Annotated in this window: 17 protein-coding genes and 1 riboswitch; of the genes, 13 read left to right on the top strand and 4 right to left on the bottom strand. The window is 70.1% G+C overall.

The features are described from left to right. Positions 1–24: 24 nt before the first annotated feature. From ACIHAO_RS07050 to ACIHAO_RS07015, 8 genes are all read left to right on the top strand, one after another. Positions 25–1,023, top strand: coding sequence for a ferritin-like domain-containing protein (locus ACIHAO_RS07050; RefSeq protein ID WP_396555248.1), 999 nt, complete (start codon positions 25–27; stop codon positions 1,021–1,023). A gap of 171 nt (positions 1,024–1,194) precedes the next feature. Then, complete coding sequence (locus tag ACIHAO_RS07045) at positions 1,195–1,866, top strand: fasciclin domain-containing protein (RefSeq protein ID WP_396555246.1); 672 nt, start codon at positions 1,195–1,197, stop codon at positions 1,864–1,866. A 431-nt stretch (positions 1,867–2,297) separates the two neighbouring features. Beyond that, positions 2,298–2,768, top strand: a complete 471-nt coding sequence (locus ACIHAO_RS07040) for an Asp23/Gls24 family envelope stress response protein (protein ID WP_396555244.1) — start codon at positions 2,298–2,300, stop codon at positions 2,766–2,768. Continuing rightward, positions 2,765–3,070 (top strand): hypothetical protein, encoded by a 306-nt coding sequence (locus tag ACIHAO_RS07035; RefSeq protein WP_396555242.1) that lies wholly within the window; start codon positions 2,765–2,767, stop codon positions 3,068–3,070. The genes ACIHAO_RS07040 and ACIHAO_RS07035 overlap by 4 nt, the downstream gene beginning before the upstream one ends. Next, positions 3,067–3,243 (top strand): hypothetical protein, encoded by a 177-nt coding sequence (locus tag ACIHAO_RS07030; RefSeq protein ID WP_396555240.1) that lies wholly within the window; start codon positions 3,067–3,069, stop codon positions 3,241–3,243. Before ACIHAO_RS07035 ends, ACIHAO_RS07030 begins: the two co-directional genes overlap by 4 nt. Positions 3,244–3,247: 4 nt before the next feature. After that, entirely contained in the window at positions 3,248–3,652 is a 405-nt protein-coding gene (locus ACIHAO_RS07025; RefSeq protein ID WP_396555238.1) for an Asp23/Gls24 family envelope stress response protein, read from the top strand. Continuing rightward, a complete protein-coding gene (locus ACIHAO_RS07020) occupies positions 3,649–4,176 on the top strand; it encodes a DUF6286 domain-containing protein (protein ID WP_396555236.1) in 528 nt (175 codons plus the stop codon). The genes ACIHAO_RS07025 and ACIHAO_RS07020 overlap by 4 nt, the downstream gene beginning before the upstream one ends. Further along, a complete protein-coding gene (locus tag ACIHAO_RS07015) occupies positions 4,173–4,745 on the top strand; it encodes an alkaline shock response membrane anchor protein AmaP (protein ID WP_396555234.1) in 573 nt (190 codons plus the stop codon). Before ACIHAO_RS07020 ends, ACIHAO_RS07015 begins: the two co-directional genes overlap by 4 nt. Here the strand turns inward: ACIHAO_RS07015 and ACIHAO_RS07010 are convergent. From ACIHAO_RS07010 to ACIHAO_RS06995, 4 genes are read right to left on the bottom strand one after another with little or no spacing between them, the layout of a single operon-like run. Continuing rightward, positions 4,742–6,151, bottom strand: coding sequence for an ABC transporter ATP-binding protein (locus ACIHAO_RS07010; RefSeq protein ID WP_396555232.1), 1,410 nt, complete (start codon positions 6,149–6,151; stop codon positions 4,742–4,744). The two genes, ACIHAO_RS07015 and ACIHAO_RS07010, sit on opposite strands and share 4 nt — an antisense overlap. Continuing rightward, entirely contained in the window at positions 6,148–6,933 is a 786-nt protein-coding gene (locus ACIHAO_RS07005; RefSeq protein ID WP_396555230.1) for an ABC transporter permease, read from the bottom strand. The genes ACIHAO_RS07010 and ACIHAO_RS07005 overlap by 4 nt, the downstream gene beginning before the upstream one ends. After that, positions 6,927–7,868, bottom strand: a complete 942-nt coding sequence (locus ACIHAO_RS07000) for an ABC transporter permease (protein ID WP_396555228.1) — start codon at positions 7,866–7,868, stop codon at positions 6,927–6,929. Before ACIHAO_RS07000 ends, ACIHAO_RS07005 begins: the two co-directional genes overlap by 7 nt. A 1-nt stretch (position 7,869) precedes the next feature. Further along, positions 7,870–9,378, bottom strand: a complete 1,509-nt coding sequence (locus ACIHAO_RS06995) for an ABC transporter substrate-binding protein (RefSeq protein WP_396555226.1) — start codon at positions 9,376–9,378, stop codon at positions 7,870–7,872. An 83-nt stretch (positions 9,379–9,461) separates the two neighbouring features. Further along, positions 9,462–9,576: riboswitch (cobalamin riboswitch) on the bottom strand. Positions 9,577–9,633: 57 nt separating this feature from the next. Here ACIHAO_RS06995 and ACIHAO_RS06990 point away from each other — a divergent pair. The 5 genes from ACIHAO_RS06990 to ACIHAO_RS06970 all read left to right on the top strand — a co-directional run bounded on the left by ACIHAO_RS06990 (position 9,634) and on the right by ACIHAO_RS06970 (position 13,089). After that, entirely contained in the window at positions 9,634–10,377 is a 744-nt protein-coding gene (locus ACIHAO_RS06990; protein WP_396555224.1) for a class I SAM-dependent methyltransferase, read from the top strand. Between the two features lie 327 nt (positions 10,378–10,704). After that, positions 10,705–11,109: a hypothetical protein gene (locus ACIHAO_RS06985; RefSeq protein WP_396555222.1), complete on the top strand. Its 405-nt coding sequence runs from the start codon at positions 10,705–10,707 to the stop codon at positions 11,107–11,109. Between the two features lie 41 nt (positions 11,110–11,150). Then, on the top strand, positions 11,151–12,074 hold the full coding sequence (locus ACIHAO_RS06980; protein WP_396555220.1) for a 1-phosphofructokinase family hexose kinase: 924 nt from the start codon (positions 11,151–11,153) through the stop codon (positions 12,072–12,074). Continuing rightward, entirely contained in the window at positions 12,074–12,814 is a 741-nt protein-coding gene (gene surE, locus ACIHAO_RS06975) for a 5'/3'-nucleotidase SurE (RefSeq protein WP_396555218.1), read from the top strand. Before ACIHAO_RS06980 ends, surE begins: the two co-directional genes overlap by 1 nt. 8 nt (positions 12,815–12,822) lie before the next feature. Continuing rightward, positions 12,823–13,089 (top strand): hypothetical protein, encoded by a 267-nt coding sequence (locus ACIHAO_RS06970; protein ID WP_396555216.1) that lies wholly within the window; start codon positions 12,823–12,825, stop codon positions 13,087–13,089. Positions 13,090–13,188: the final 99 nt, after the last annotated feature.

Raw genomic sequence — 13,188 nt, 5'->3', positions numbered from 1 at the left:
CGACGGGCGGGAAGGAGATCGCCCGTGTTCGGCAAACGCTACGCCGCCTCGATGATCAACCGTAGTGCGGGGAACGAACAGGACCGCCGCCGTTTTCTGCGCGCGGCCGGAGTGACCGGTCTGGGTGTCGTCGGCGCCGGGGCACTCGGTGGTGTCGCCGTCCCCGCCGCGGCGGCGATGACCGCCCGGCCCGCCGTCAAGGAGGCCGCCGCCGAGGTCAGTGATAGCGCGGTGCTCAATTTCGCGTTGAACCTCGAGTATCTGGAGGCCGAGTTCTACCTGCACGCCGTGACCGGCAAGGGATTGGCGGATTCGCTCACCACCGGTACCGGCAGCCGCGGCGGGGTGACCGGCGGACGGGCGGTGCGGTTCAAGACCAAGGCCGCGCGCCAGTACGCGCAGGAGATCGCCGGAGACGAGAAGGCGCACGTGGCGTTTCTGCGTACCGCGCTCGGCTCCGCGGCGGTCAGCCGCCCGGCGATCGACCTGCGGGCCAGTTTCACCGCGGCGGCTCAGGCCGCCGGTCTGGTCCGGAAAGGACAGAGCTTCGACGCGTTCGCCTGCGAGGAGAACTTCCTGCTCGCCGCCTACCTGTTCGAAGACGTCGGTGTCACCGCCTACAAAGGGGCCGCGCCACTGATCAGCAACAAGACCTACCTCGAGGCCGCTGCCGGGATCCTGGCCGTCGAGGCCTACCACGCCGCCAACATCCGCACCGCCCTCTACCAGCACAGCGGCGGCATTCTCGGCCTCGGGCTGCTCGGCCGGGATCTGCGCGAAGCCAGCGTCAAACTTTCCGACGCCCGCGACAGTCTCGACGGCACCAGCGACCTCGACCAGGGTGTCGTCGACCGCGAGGGCCGGGCGAACATCGTGCCCACCGACGCCAACGGTATCGCCTTCAGCCGTACACCCGGCCAGGTCCTCAACATCGTCTACCTCACCCCCAAGGCCGCCACCTCGGGCGGATTCTTCCCCAAGGGTGTCAACGGCGACGTCAACACCAGCGACGCCAACGGCTGACCGGGCCGTGAGTGGGCCGGGCGGGACGACTCGTCTTGCCCGGCCCACTGCCGTCACTCGAACGTGTCATTTAGGCCACCTGTCCGCCGGGCGGTTCGCGCCGAATACCCCACGAGAAGCGGGCCCGCGCTGAGGGGCTCATTCAACCGCAGAACAAATGGAGTTTTTTTCGTGAGCAAGCTTCGTGTCGCAGGAATCGGTTTCACCGCGGTCGCCGCGCTGGCGTTGTCCGCCTGCAACGGCAATGACAACGCCTCGTCGGGCAGTTCCCCGACGCCCGCCCCCTCCAGCGCGGCCCCGATGTCCAGCTCCGGTACGGCCGGTTCGCCCGACGGCGTGACCACGAACGCCGACGTGTTCGGCCCGGCGTGTTCGAAGCTGCCGCAGGGCAGTGAGCCCGGTTCGCTGGACTCGATGGGCCCGCAGCCCGTCGCCAGTGCCGCGTCGACCAATCCGCTGCTGACCAAGCTGGTCGCCGCGGTGAAGGCCACCAATCTGGTGGACACGCTCAACAGTCAGCAGGCCATCACCGTGTTCGCCCCGGCGGACCCGGCCTTCGCCGCGCTGGGTGACGCCAAGTTCGCCGAGCTGGCGGGCAAGCCGGACCAGCTGGCCCCGATCCTGCAGTACCACGTCGTCGGGAAGCGCTACGACGCCAAAGGCCTCGCCACCGCCGGTTCGGTCGACAGCCTGAACACCGCCGGCGGCCCGGTCAAGATCGAAGGCACCGGCGAGAACATGACCGTCAACGGCGCCAAGATCCTGTGCGGCAACATCCCCACCAAGAACGCCACCGTCTTCGTCATCGACAAGGTCCTGACCCCGGGCACCAACAAAAACTGATCTTCGTCCGGGCCATAACGACTCCCCTCGCACGTGGCCCGGTCATGGTGGCCGCCGCGGCTTCTTCGACCCCAGCCGCGGCGGCCATTCGTTGTGTCCACAGTGGCCGGTGAGGGGCATGACCCGGTCGGGCGGCGGATTTCGGGCCTCCGCCGCCGGGGGACGCCGATGCGGCGGCGTCCCACCGGTCGTCGTCGTCGCCTTCACTCCATGGCCACGGCGGCGGCCGGCCTTTATTCGTTGCCAGGACGGCAGGACGCCGTCGCCGACCGGCGCGATCGGCCGAGCCCCGATCCCGAGCCGGGCGGAGACGGGTGTCACACGATGGGGTCGTGACGATCCGCTGAGTGCCGTGTCTGACCGGTGTGGAAGTAACGATGGAAATCCATGGACTTCCGCCGAGACCACAGGAACCGATCCGAGGAGAAGGCATGACGAACTCGACTGCTACCAAGTCCTCCAGCCAGTCGTCCGAGGTCGAGAAGACCGGCACGGGCGCGCTGGAATCGAGCAAGGGCACGACCAGCATCGCCGACACCGTGGTGGCGAAGGTCGCCGGCCTGGCGACCCGGGAGATCTCCGGCGTGTACGACCTCGGTGGTGGCGCTGCCCGCGCGTTCAGCGCGATCCGTGAGCGCATCCCCGGTGCCACGGCGTCGGCGAGCCAGGGTGTTTCGGTCGAGGTCGGCGAGAAGCAGGCCGCGGTCGATCTGCAGATCCTCGTCGAGTACGGCGTGTCCATCGCCGACCTGTCCCGCGCGGTGCGCAGGAACGTCATCGGCGCGGTCGAGCAGATCACGGGGCTCGAGGTCGTCGAGGTCAACATCAACGTTTCCGACGTGCACATCCCCGGTGAAGACGAGGACGAGGACGCCAAGACCGACACCGGCCGCGTCCAGTGAGCCTCGGCGTCGAGATCGACGCCGACCGCATCGCCACCGCTGTGCAGGCCCAACCCCACGTCGCGGGCCTGCACAGCGGCCGGTTCGGCGAGATCGCCACCCTCCTGCGCGGACGCCGGATCCCGGGCATCCGCATCCGTGAAGACGAGATCACCATCGGTGTCACCGGCCGCTACCCGGCGACCGCCGTCGAGATCAGCGACGACGTCCGCGCGGCGGTGGGGCCGGTCGGCCTCCCGGTACACGTCCGGATCGGCGATATCGCCCCCGCACCGACCGGCACAGCCAAGGAGAAACCATGAATTCCACGCAGCTCGGCCTTCTCACCGGCCTCGCTCTCGGACTCGCCGCCGCGTTCGGCGGGTTCACCGCCTTCATCGTCGTCCTGGTCCTCGGCGCCCTCGGCTTGCTGGCAGGCCGGGTCCTCGACGGCAAGCTGGATCTTTCGCAACTCACCGGACGCGACAGGGGCTGAGCCGATGACCGCCACCCTGTCGACCGCGACCCTCGGAACGACTCCCGCCGATGCCGGAGACCGGGGCGTCCTCACCATTTCCGACAGCACCGTGCAGCGGATCGCGGCGCACGCGGTGACCGAGATCGAGGGTGTCGGCGGCGCCGCCGGCCGGGTGCTCGGTGTCGCTGTCGGCGGCGAAGACATCGACAACAGCGCCAAGGTCACCGCGAAGGTCACCGGTGGTACCGCCACCCTCGACGTCAGGATCTCCATCAGCTATCCGATGTCGGTCTCGCGCACCACCGAGGACGCCCGGCGGCATCTGATGCGCCGCGTCGAAGAGTTCACCGGTCTCACGGTGTCGCGAGTGGACATCACCGTCACCGCGCTGCACACCGCCACCGCCGAAACCAGGAGGGTCCGGTGAAACGCCGCCCACGCCGCGGCATTCCCGCGACGCTCACGGCGAGCGTCCTGCTCGCCGCTTGCGTACTTGTCGCGGTGGTCGCGATCCAGCTGCTGCTCGGTGAAACTCCCTGGATTCGCTACGACACCGTCGCCGGCACACTGAACGACCTGCGTTGGAGTGACGTCGTGACGGCCGTCATCGGCGGCGTCGCGGCTCTCCTCGGGCTGATCCTGGTCTTGGCGGCCGTAGTGCCGGGCAGGCTCACCGTCCTGCCGCTTCGAGGCGATCCGGACTCCGGAGCCTCGCACCGAAGCTACCGTTCCACCCTTCGCACCGCGGCCGCCACAGTGGACGGCGTGTCCAGCGCGACGGTGAAACTCAAGCCCCGCAAGGTATCCGCGAAAGTGAGCACCGGGCGGGCCACCACCGAAGGCCTGGCCGAAGCCGTTCGCGGCGCGATCGCGCAGCGGCTCGACCAGATCGACCCCGCCCTCCGCCCGACCGTCAAGGTCAAGGTTCGCAGTGCCAGGAGCGCGTCATGACCAGCCTCAACCGGCCCGCCCGGCTCAATCGCACTTTGCTCGCCTTCTTCGGACTCGTCCTGATCGCGGCCGGTGCTTTCACCCTGCTCACCCATTTCGGCAGGCTCACCGTGCTGCGGCCGGAATCCGCGTTGGTGGCCGGTACGGGACAGCCACCCACGTGGACGCTTTATGTCGCGGCCGCGGTCGCCGTCGTGCTGGGCTTGCTCGCGCTGCGGTGGCTCATCGCGCAGCTGACCCGGAAGCCCAAGACCCACACCTGGCGCTTCGAGACCGATCCCGCCGCCGGCCGCACCGAACTGGCCGCGGGTACCGCGATCGAGCCGTTCGTCACCGAGGTGACGAACTATCCCGGCGTGCACGCCGCGCACGCGACGCTCGCGGGGACCCGTGACACACCGGCTGTCGCGCTGGTGATCAGCGCCGAACAGGACGGCGACGTCACCGAAATCCGCCGACGGGTCGACACCGACGGTCTCCCGAGACTGCGGCAGGCACTCGACCTCGGCACACTGCCGGTGACCGTCGAGTTCCGTTTTTCCACCAAGACGGGAGCGCGCGCCCTTTAGCGGGTGACCACGCTCGGGGAAAGGCGTCCATCGGTGACGACGAGCGTGCGATCCACGAACGGAGCCAAGGTTTCGTCGTGGCTGATCATGAGCAGCGCGGTGCCGTGCCGGTCCGCCGCGGCGGTGAGGACGTCGAGCAGCCGGGTGCGGTTAACGGCGTCGAGAGCCGAGGTCACCTCGTCGCAGACGAGGACTCTCGGGTGGGCCATGAGCGCGCGGGCCACGGCACAGCGCTGGAGCTGTCCGCCGGAAAACAGGCCGGGGCGGCGGTCGAGCGGATCGACGCCGAGGGAACGCAGGAGCTCCTCCGCTTCGAGCCGGGCGTCCGCGCGGCAGAGGCCACGGAGGAGGCGGCCGGTGTCCGCCACCTGGTCGAGCACGCCGCGGAACTCGTCGAAAGAGGCGCGGCTGTCCTGGTGGACGTAGTGGACCGCGCGCAGTTGCGCGCGATCGCGACGACGGGCGAGGCGGGGGAGCCGGACGCCGCCGACTTCGATCGTGCCCGCGGCCGGTGGGGTCAAACCCGCCAGCGCGCGGGCGAGCGTCGTTTTGCCCGCGCCCGAGGCGCCGGTCAGCATGGTGCGGCTGCCCGCCGCCAGCTCCAGGTCGACATCTTCGACGAGCGTCGTCCGCCCGGCCCGCACCGTGAGCCCGCGGACGACGAGCACCGGCGACGTCGGCGACGCGACCGGAGATCCTTCAAAACGTTTGTGCTCGGGAACGGCGGGGGAAGGCACCAACCGGTGGCCGCGGAGTTCGGCGACGTCGTCGGCGAGGGCACGCGCCAGCGTGAGGTCATGGGTCAGGATCAGCATCGCCGTCCCGGCACGGGAAAGCGCCGCGAGGCGGGTGGTGAGCGCGGTCCTGTTCGCCGCGTCGAGACCGCTGGTCGGTTCGTCGAGAACGAGCACACGGGGCCTGGTCACGAGGGTGGTGGCGAGGGCCATGCGCTGCTGCTGCCCGCCGGACAGCTGGTGCGGGAACCGGCGCCACAGGTCCGGCTCGAGTCCCGCTTCCGCCAAGGCGGTGCGGGCGGCCGCCAGCCGCGCGGCACGGCCACGATGGTGAAGCGCGGCGAGTTCGGCCAGCACCGGACCACAGCGGCGGACCGGGTCCAGCACCGCCGACGGCTGCTGCGGCAGGTGGCCGATCACCCCGGCCCGCGCCCGTCGCAGTTCGGACGCGGGCCGGTCCAGCAGCGGGGATCCCCCGAGGCGGACCGAGCCGGACAACTCGATCCCCGGCCTGGCTCGTCCGGTCGCGGCGAGGCCCAGTGTGGTCTTTCCCGCGCCGGACGCGCCGAGCACGACGAGGACGCGGCCGGGTTCGAGGGCCAGCGAGACGTCCTCGAGCAGAACGGTTTCCCCGGCGCGGGCGGACAGTCCGGCGATCTCCAGTACGGTCACTGGATCATCCGCCGGGCGGCGAGCAGCCGGTCGGTGACGAGGTTGGTGCCGACGCACAGGGCCATCAGCAGCGCGGCGGGCACCAGGACCACCGCTGGGGCGGTGTAGAGGGCTTCGCTGTTGCGTTCGATGACCACGGCCCAGTCCGGGGAGTCGGCAGGCAGGCCGAGCCCGAGGAAGTTCGCCGATGCCAGCAGGTAGAGCACGACACCGAGCCGTGTGCCGGCATCGGTCGCGACCGGACCGGTGACGTGCCGGGCGACGTAGCCGAGCTGGACGCGCCACCACGGTTGTCCTTGCAGGGTCAGGGCTTCCACGGCGGTTCGGCAGCCCGGCGCCAGTGCCGCGGCCCGCACCACGCGGGTGATCGCCGGTAGCTGGAGGACGGCGACGGCGGGGATGAGCACGCCGGGCCCGCGGTGCCCGGTCGCGGCGAGCACCATGAGGACCAGCAGCGACGGGAAGGCCAGCACGAGGTCGAGTGATCGCATCACGGTCTCGTCGGCCAGACGACCGCGCCCGGCCGCGACGAGACCGAGCGGCACCCCGGCGAGGTAGGCGAGCAGGAGCGCGGTGACCGTCATGCCGATCACGGGAAGACCACCCGCGAGGATCACGGTGACCGTGTCGCGGCCGAGGACGTCGGTGCCGAGCGGATGGGCGGCGTCCGGTGCCTGCCACGGTGCCCCGACGGACACCACGGGCCCCGCGATCACCGGCCCGGCAACCGCGAGCAGGAGCGGCACCGCGAGCAGCGGCCGGCCGAGGGCTCTGCTCACCACGTGACCAGCTCCCGGCGTGGGGTCAGCCGGTGCGCGACGAGATCGGCGGCGAGGTTCCCGAGCACGACCACCCCGGCGAACACCAGCACGTATCCCTGCACCTGCGGGATGTCCCGGTTCTGCACGGCTTCGACGAAACCCGTGCCGAGGCCGGTGATCGCGAACAGGGACTCGACGATCACCGTGCCGGTCAGCAGCCCTTCGACGGCGCGGGCGAGTTGCTGCACGGCGGGAGCCGCGGCGGCGGGCAGGAGGTGCCGCAGCACCAGGGTGCGTTCGGGCAGGCCGAGCAGGCGCAGGTGCTCGGCCACCTGCCCCCGGGTCTGCTCGGCGATCCCGATCCGGAGCTGCCGGGCGACGTCGCACAGTTGCCTGCCGACGAGCACGATCACCGGCAGCACGAGCACCTCGGGACGCGCGGCGAGGTCCGTTCCGGCCGCGGTGGCCGGAAGCAACCCGGTGTAGACGGCGAATCCCGCGACCAGCAGCAGACCGAGGACGAACTCCGGTATCGAATGCAGGAACAGCGTGACGGCGGTGAGCACCCGGTCGATCCGCGACCCTTCGCGCAGCCCGCAGGTGACCCCGATGACGAGCGCGAGCGGTACGAGCACGAGCAGGGTCACTCCGGCGAGCACCGCGGTGGCGGCGACGCGGCGGGCGATCTCGTCGGTCACCGGGGCACCGGTCACGAGCGACCGGCCGAGATCGCCGGTGACCAGTCCCGAAAGCCAGTTCCTGAACCGGTCGAGGAGCGGCTGGTCGAGGCCGAGCCGTTGGCGTACGGTCGCCACCTGCTCGTCGGTGGCCTGTTCGCCGAGCACGACCGAGGCCGCGTCGCCGGGGAGCAACGCGGTCACGGCGAACGTCGCGACCAGCACGACCATCGCCTGAAGTACGGCGAAACCCAGCCGCCGCACGGTGTGACCCGGCACGTCAGGACAGCCGGGCGCGGTCGAACCTCGCCCACTCGAAGGTGTTCGGCGGCGCGGTCACCAACCCGGAAACCCGCTTCGAGACGGCGATCGTCCAGGTGCTGAACCCCCAGGCGAGCAGACCGCCGGAGTCGTGCACGATCCGCTGCGCGTCGCCGAACAGCGCGAGCCTGGCGGCTTCGTCCGCGGTGGCCGCGGCGCGGTCCATGAGAGCGTCGAATTCCGGTGAGGCGAATCCGTTGACGTTGTTGGAGCCGCCGGTGCGGAAGCGCTGGTTGAGGAACGTCGCCACCGGAAGGGTGGCCGTGCGGGTGAGCGCGGCGACCCCTTTGGTCTTGATCTCGCCGAAGTAAGTGCTCGACGCGCGTGTGTTCGGCGTGACGGTGAGCCCGATTTCCTTGAGCTGCTGGGAAATCAGCGTGGCCGCAGTGGCGAAGCACGGGTCGACGTCGCTGGTTTCGACGGCGAAGGCGAGCCCCTCGGCGCCTGCCTCCCGTACGAGCGCCCTGGCCAGTTCCACGTCGCGCCGGCGTTGCGGGATCCCGGCGGCGTACCCGCGGAGTCCTTTGCCGAACAGGTCGTTGCCGATTTCGCCGCGACCGGCCAGCGCGACCCGGTTCAGCGCCTCCCGGTCCACTCCGGACAGTACGGCGCGCAGCAACCTCGGGTCGGTGAACGGCGGCTGGGTCAGGCGCAGGATCAGGCCCTGCATCGTCGTTCCCTTGGCTTCGAGCAGCGAGACACGCCCGTCGCCGGTCAGCCGGGCGGCGGTACCGGCCGCGAGATCGTGGGCGTAGTCGACCTGGCCGGACAGCAAGGCGTTGACGCGCGCGGTTTCGTCGTTGACCGGGACGAACTCCAGCTCGTCGATGCTCGGCGCGCCGTCCCAATAGGACTCGTTCTTGCGGAACACCGCCGGGCCGCCGGGAGTGAACGAGACGAAGCGGAACGGGCCGGACCCGATCGGCGCCGTGAACCCCGTCGTCCCGGCGGGCACGATCTCCGCACCCGGCGCGCCCCACCCCGACGGGAACTCGAAGTCGGGAGCGGTCAGCGTCAGTTCGAGTTCGGTGGGCGACACCGCCTTGCTGCGGGCGAAGTCCACCTTCGCGAAGTATTGCCGGGAAGAGGACGCCAGTGCGGGATCGGCGATCCGCCGGAAGCTGTAGAGCACGTCGTCCGCGGTGACCGGACGCCCGTCGTGGAAGGCCGCTCGCCGCAGCCTGACCCGCCAGCGTGTACCGGAACCGTCACTTTCCCAGGACTCGGCCAGCCGCGGCCGCAACGAGGTGTCGGCGTTGTAGGCGACCAGCGTGTCGAAGAGCGCTTTGGCCCGCGCCTGGTCGACGAAAAGCGAAACCTGGGCCGGATTCAGGGTTTCCTTCGACCCGCCTGCGGCGAACGCGACCTTCAGCCGTCCCGCGGCCGCGGGTGCGGTCCCGCAGGCGGCCAAGGGCGTGAGCGCGGCCAAAGCGAGCAGGCGCCGACGAGTGAGCGGATGACGCGTCATAGGGACCTCCGGGACATCGAGCACTGTCCCGGGCGCGCGGCCGCACGTGAACGGGACCCCGCTCCGTACTCCACGACAGTTGGGGCTGGCAGCACTCGGCGGGCAGTCCGGCTCACGGCACAGGCCGTTCACGGTTGCGGGTCAGCGCCGGATTCACACCGGCTTCCCCCGACGGGCACCTTCTTACGTTGTGACGCACACGGTAACCCATGACCGAGGTGTGCTACACAGGATGAAGATCACGAGGGGAGCGCGGTGGACCAGGAGCTCGCGGCAAGCTGGGTGCGACGGTGGGACGTCCAGCAGGGACGCTACATCGCCGACCGCGAAGAACGCTTCGACGTCCTGATCGATGTCGTCGAGCACGTCTGCCGCGACGTCGCCGAGCCGCTGGTGCTCGACCTCGGCTGTGGCCCCGGCTCGCTGGCCACCAGGCTCGCCCGGCGGCTACCGCGAGCGCGAGTCGTCGGCATCGACAACGATCCGTTCCTGCTCGGCCTGGCCGAAGCCACCCGGCCTGAGCACGCGGACATCGAGTACCTCCAAGCCGACCTCGCCGAGCGCGGGTGGCTGAAGTGGCGGCCGATCGACGCCGCGGTCTCGACGACCGCGCTGCACTGGCTGCGTCCCGAGCGGCTCGCCGAGATCTACTGTGACCTCGCCGGCGCGCTGCGGGAGGGCGGGGCGCTCGTCAACGGCGACCACTTCTACGACGCACGACCCGGCATCCGCGACCTCACCGAAGCCGTCAAGAACCGTCGTGCCGCGCGGGCCGGAGTCGAGTCCCACGAAGACTGGAAAAGCTGGTGGGCCGCGGTCGCCGCCGATCCCGCGCTGGGGGAGCGGTTCACCGCCGACGAGTTGCGGGGTATCTCGACCGGCTACGGCAACCGGCTCAGCCCACAGGAGCATATGAGACTGCTCAGGGAGGCGGGCTTCGCGGAAGCGGCTCCGGTGTGGCAGTTCGGCGACGACTACGTCCTGGCGGCGCTGCGCTGACCCTCGCCGGACGGCGGCTGGCGCCGCAGTCTGATGCCCCCAATGTGGCATTGGGGACGCTGACTGTCCCCAATGCCACCTTGGGGGCATGCCTGGCCGACCCGGCCAACCCCAGAGCACGCCACGGTTGGCTTCCCCCTCGACAACTCGCGACCCTCTTACATTCACCGAGCCAAGTGTGTCCCTTGTGGATAGTCAAGATCGCTGGCCCGTTAAGGATTGCGGGCTTCGTCCCATGAGTGAGGGCCCTTACTTATTGCCTTCGGGCTGGCCAGTGCCGCCACCGGCGTAGAAGCTGTGCGGGGACTGCCTGCCGAAGGGAAGACTGTGTCGAAGCGATTCCGGGAGCCCGTGGCGTCCGCTCTCGAGTTGCGTCCGGTCCGGGACCGCATGGTGGCAGGCGTGGTGCGCCGGATGGCCGCCATGCCGGACGTCGCCCCTTACCTGCGAGGCTCCTCTCGTCCGGTGGCGGTCCGGCTCATCGGAGAGGTGCTCTCGCGATGCCTTGACGCACTCATGCCGGGCAGCGGGCTCAGCGAGGGAAAGGACGCGTTGCGTTCACTTCCCGCCGAACCGGCCGCGGTCAGGACCGTGGTCGCCCGGGTGCTGGGCAGGCTCGCCTGGGAGCAGCTTTCCGGGGTCATCGAACCGCTCGACACCACTTCGCAAGCGGTGCGCGACGCGGCGGAGGTGCTGTTCGACTGCCTTGTCGACCTGTCGCGGCCTCACTGACGACGAAGAGTAGAAATCCGGCAAAACGGGTAGACGCCGGTATGACTGAGGGTCGAGTGGCGGTGTTCGCACCGTCTCCGCAGCTGACGGTGACGGTGGAAGAGCTGGACGGGGCGCCCGACGTCCACGTGCACGCGGGAGGGCAGGGGGTGTGGCAGTCGAGGATGATCGAGGCCCTCGGCGCGCGGGCGGTGTTGTGCTGCGCGCTCGGCGGGGAGACGGGAAGGGTGCTGCGGCATCTGATCGGTGTCGACGCCGAGGTTCGCGAAGTCGCGGCGCGCAACGGCGCCTACGTGCACGATCGGCGTGACGGCCGTCGCGACGAGATGGTGCGGATGCCCGCGGACGCGTTGACCCGGCACGAACTCGACGATCTGTACGAGTTGACTCTTGTCCAGGGTCTGCGCGCGGACGTCGCCATTCTCAGCGGGCCGGACGAGGATGACGTGCCGGTGCCGCATTCGGTGTACGAGCGGCTCGCCCGGGATCTGGGCACGCAGGGCACGCCGGTCGTGGTGGACCTGTCCGGGGAACGACTCGTCCGGGCGCTCGCGGGCGATCCGGCGGTGATCAAGGTCAGCCACGAGGAAATGGTCGGGGACGGGCTGGCCAAGTCGGATTCGCTGCCTGATCTCGCGGACGGTTGCCGTGAGCTGGCGTCGGGCGGCGCCCGCGCGGTCGTCGTCTCCCGCGCCGCCGAGGAGACGCTCGTTTACCTCGAAGGCCAGCTTGTCCTGGTGGAATCACCCGACCTGACCCCGGTCGACACCCGCGGCGGCGGGGACTCGATGACCGCGGGGCTCGCGGTCGGCCTCGCGCAAGGCCGGTCGATGGAGGACGCGGTGAAGCTCGGGGCCGCGGCTGGCGCGATCAACGTGACACGACACGGTCTCGGTTCGGGTAGCGACGGCGCCGTGCGGGAACTCACCGGACGAGTACGCCTGAAACCGTGGGAGGCCTCCTGATGCGTGCCCTGATCACCAATGACGACGGTATCGATTCCCCCGGTCTGGCCGCGCTGGCCCGGGGCGCGGCGGACCACGGCTGGACCGTCGTGGTCGCCGCACCCGCGACGGAGGCCAGCGGAACCAGCGCGGGCTTGACCGGTGCCGGGGAAGAGGGGCGGGTCGCGGTCGAACGACGGGAACTGCCCGGCCTCCCCGACGTCCCTGTGTTCGCCGTCGCCGCGCATCCAGGGTTGATCGCCTTGGCCGCCGCGCAGGGAACATTCGGCGAGCCACCGGAGATCGTGCTGTCCGGGGTGAACCACGGGGCGAACGTCGGGCGCGCGATCCTGCACTCCGGCACGGTCGGCGCGGCACTGACCGCCTCGATCAACGGCGCCAGGGCCCTCGCGGTGTCCCTCGACGTGGGATTGGCCCCCGGGCCGCGACCCCACTGGGACACCGCCGTCGCCGTCGCCGTGACCTTGTTCGACCGGCTCACGGAACTGCCCGCCGGCACGGTCCTGAACCTCAACGTGCCCGATCGTGCCGAGGCCGGGCCCCCGAAACGCACTGGGCTGGCCGAATTCGGTGCGGTGCGCAGTCACGTGCAGAACGGTGAGGACGGCGCGTTCACCGTCACCGCTGTCACGGTCGAGGGCGAGTTGTCGCCGGGCAGCGACGCCCGTCTGCTGAGTGAAGGCCACGCGACGGTGACCGCGCTGAATTCGGTCACCGAAGACCCGGACCTGGACTGGTGAGCACCCGCATGCCTTCTGACGACAGGGAAAACGTCCTGTCCGCCGCAGCGCTCGCCGAGCTGACGCCGGAGCAGCGAAAGGCTCGGCTGGGCCAGGCGCTTTTGCCCCTGGTGCAGAAACACCAGCCCATCCTCGCGGTGCACGTCACGAAAAAGCTCCTGGACCTGGACGACGACGAGGTGCTCGCCTTGCTGGAGAGCGACTCGCGCCTCGGACAGAAGATCGACGAAGTGACGGCCGAACTCGCGCGACACGGTGAGGCTGGTGGTGGGTGAAGCTCCCTTCGGCCCTGGTCTGGCGCGAGGAAGCCGAGGTGGCTAGCGCAGGGAGAGTGATCGGGCGGTTGTGCGTACCGTGACGCACAAGAAGTCGCT

The sequence above is a fragment of the Amycolatopsis sp. NPDC052450 genome (genome assembly GCF_044547565.1).
GTDB lineage: Bacteria > Actinomycetota > Actinomycetes > Mycobacteriales > Pseudonocardiaceae > Amycolatopsis.
The sequence above is the reverse complement of the archived record's forward strand: the minus strand, read 5'-3'. Positions and strand labels throughout refer to the sequence as shown.